This window comes from Flavobacterium sp. UBA4854 (genome assembly GCF_002399805.1).
In the GTDB taxonomy this organism is placed as follows: Bacteria; Bacteroidota; Bacteroidia; order Flavobacteriales; family Flavobacteriaceae; genus Flavobacterium; species Flavobacterium ginsengisoli.
In genome coordinates this window covers 27254-29725 of record NZ_DHEI01000107.1, presented here as the reverse complement: position 1 = coordinate 29725, position 2472 = coordinate 27254, and the positions used below count along the sequence as shown (strand labels likewise).

2 protein-coding genes and 1 pseudogene are annotated in these 2472 nt (G+C 32.1%); 2 read left to right on the top strand and 1 reads right to left on the bottom strand.

The features are described 5' to 3' along the window. Nucleotides 1-340 (bottom strand): hypothetical protein (locus B3J44_RS15960; protein WP_286969618.1); only part of this gene is annotated, 340 nt, incomplete at its 3' end. Between the two features lie 1488 nt (nt 341-1828). Here B3J44_RS15960 and B3J44_RS15955 point away from each other — a divergent pair. Together B3J44_RS15955 and B3J44_RS15950 are read left to right on the top strand one after the other, a co-directional pair. Continuing rightward, nucleotides 1829-2260 (top strand): PaaI family thioesterase, encoded by a 432-nt coding sequence (locus B3J44_RS15955; RefSeq protein WP_012026684.1) that lies wholly within the window; start codon nt 1829-1831, stop codon nt 2258-2260. Between the two features lie 2 nt (nt 2261-2262). Beyond that, a pseudogene (locus B3J44_RS15950) lies at nt 2263-2472 on the top strand (isochorismate synthase); the annotation flags it as partial.

Here is a 2472-nt window from a genome sequence, read left to right as displayed (position 1 = left end):
TATTTGAACCGGGTTCTTTAACAAATCTGAGAGGAATATAGTAGGTTTCGATTTTTAAAATTTCCTCGTCATTACTTGATTTAATAATTTTGATTTCTTTTCCTTCCCAATCGTTAGCTAAATTCTGTAAACCATCAAGGTTGTTAAAATTGAAATTTTTGTAGGATGATTTTGTCACTACTTTTTTTAGATTGCTTGTATCTTTTGCCACTAAAAAATAAGTTAGTGTTGTAAAGGATTTAATAGAAGTGGATAAGTCATAATGAACTTTGTTTTCTTGAGTGTAACTATCAAAAGTACAGAAGAAAATTAGGAATATTGAAACAGCGAAAATCTTCATGTTTTTTTAATGTTGAAAAAAAAATAGATAATATTTACTTTGGGAAATCCTGACTTTGATAAGCACCCAAATCAGGTGGAGAAGTTCTNNGGATTGGTTTCTGGAGTTGCTCCTGCCAAAGAGTTGCTTAAATTTACTGCAAACGGAGAACTGCCTGACCAATTATTATTAAAAGTACAGTGCGCAAAACTATAATTTCCGCCATAGATGCAAGATAAACTGGCTATTCCAGCACGGTTTATAACAATGTTTTCTCCAGTAATTTGTTCGTTTTGAGCTAAAATTCCGTATTCAACGCAATTGTAAACTTGTGTGTTTTTAATCGAAATAGGATTTAATGAACTTCTGAAATCTAAACCTACAATCGCATTTTTTAAAGTCAAATGATTGATAGAATGACTCGCGCTTCCTTTTTCAAAAATAACCGATTTCCATTGTCCAGGGATATCAGAATAAAGCGATTCTAAACGGTCGCCTTCAAAAATAACTTCATTTTCGAGTTTGTTTGTCGTAGAAGTTTTTCCGTTAATTTCTAGAGAAGCATTTTTACCAACATACAAACCAGAATTGGCATGAAAATGAACTCTTGCGCCAGCTTCAAAAGTTATGGTTTTGTTTTCTGGAACTCCAGCATATCCATAAATGACGTATGGTTTTTCGTTTGTAAAAAGAAGCTCGTTTCCGTTTATAGGATCATTTTCGCTCAAATAGAATCCATCAACATCTTTGCCGTCAATTTTAATTTTTTCTTTGGTTCCGTCAGGATTTTGGTTCGGATATAAAAAAACAGCATCTTGAATTAAAGTAACCAAAGCAACTTCTTGTAAATTGGCTCCGCTGTCAAACTGAATTTGGTCAGTATATAAAAAATCATCAGGATTGGCATCCGTAATATCGGCAGTTGTTTCTATAAAAATGTATAAACTGTCTTTTGCTAAAAGTGTAACATTTTGAAAAATCTTACCGTTGTTGCCCGACATTCCATCAACAGTCATTCTGTATTTAGAATTCAAGCCTTTTTTAAATTGTACAATCGGAATCGAAATGTCTTTTTTGCTTTGGTTGTAGACTTTTAATTGGTAAGTGCTTGAGCCAATATTTTTAAAAACAGTATCCAAATAAACGGTGTCTTTTGAAAACTTTAAATCTCCAGAACTGGCAACAGTGTCAAAGTCCGTTCTGCACGAACTAAAAGCTAGAATTATTCCGAAAATAAAAAAGGCAAAGTATTGACGCATTTTGATTGGTTTAGTTTTTTTGCCACAGATTAAAAGGATTAAAAAGATTTTCCGCAATGCGATAAAAAAATAAATCTGTGTTAATCTGTGTAATCTGTGGCAAAAAAAACTCAGCCAAAGATTGATTTTGATTGTTTTTGTAAAAATAACAAAAAACCTACACGTTTGAAGTTGATTTTTAAATTTTAGAATCCGATTTTAGATTTATGTCTTATCTTTCTTTAATTTTACGATTTTAAAGTTTATTTTAATGAATTATACAAAAGAGCAGATTTTGGCGCGCTGCAATGAGTTTTCTAAAAACACATTGATGGAAACGTTAAAAATAGAATATATAGACGCCGGAGAAGATTTTTTAACTGCAAAAATGCCTGTAAATCCAAGTGTTCATCAGCCAATGGGATTGTTGCATGGAGGCGCTTCTGTTGCTTTGGCAGAAAGTGTGGGGAGTGCGGCTTCTTTCTTTTTTATCAATCCGAAAGAGCAGGAGGTTAGAGGTATCGAGATTTCGGCAAATCATCTAAAAAGCATTCGTGAAGGTTATGTTTTTGGAACAGCCAGAATTATTCACAAAGGAAGAAGTCTCCATCTTTGGGAAATCAAAATTACTGATGAAGAGGGAAATCTGGTTTCGCTTTGTAAATTGACGAATATGGTTTTGGATAGAAAGAAAAGCGAATAAATATGAATTCATTTTTCTTAAAAATTAAAAATCATAAAGAACAAAATTTACCCTTTGTACTTTATTCAAAACCCAATACAGAAAGCTATATTGGGATTTTACAGCAAAATAATACATTATACAATGTTTCTGATTACAGTGAAAAAGGATTTGTTTTTGCTTCTTTTGATGAAAAACAACTAGTCTTGATTCCTGAAAATGAATCAGAAATT

What these genes read in the sequence shown, in the direction of transcription:
- B3J44_RS15955 (WP_012026684.1), top strand. Translation starts at nt 1,829, where the DNA reads ATGAATTATACAAAAGAGCAGATTTTGGCGCGCTGCAATGAGTTTTCT.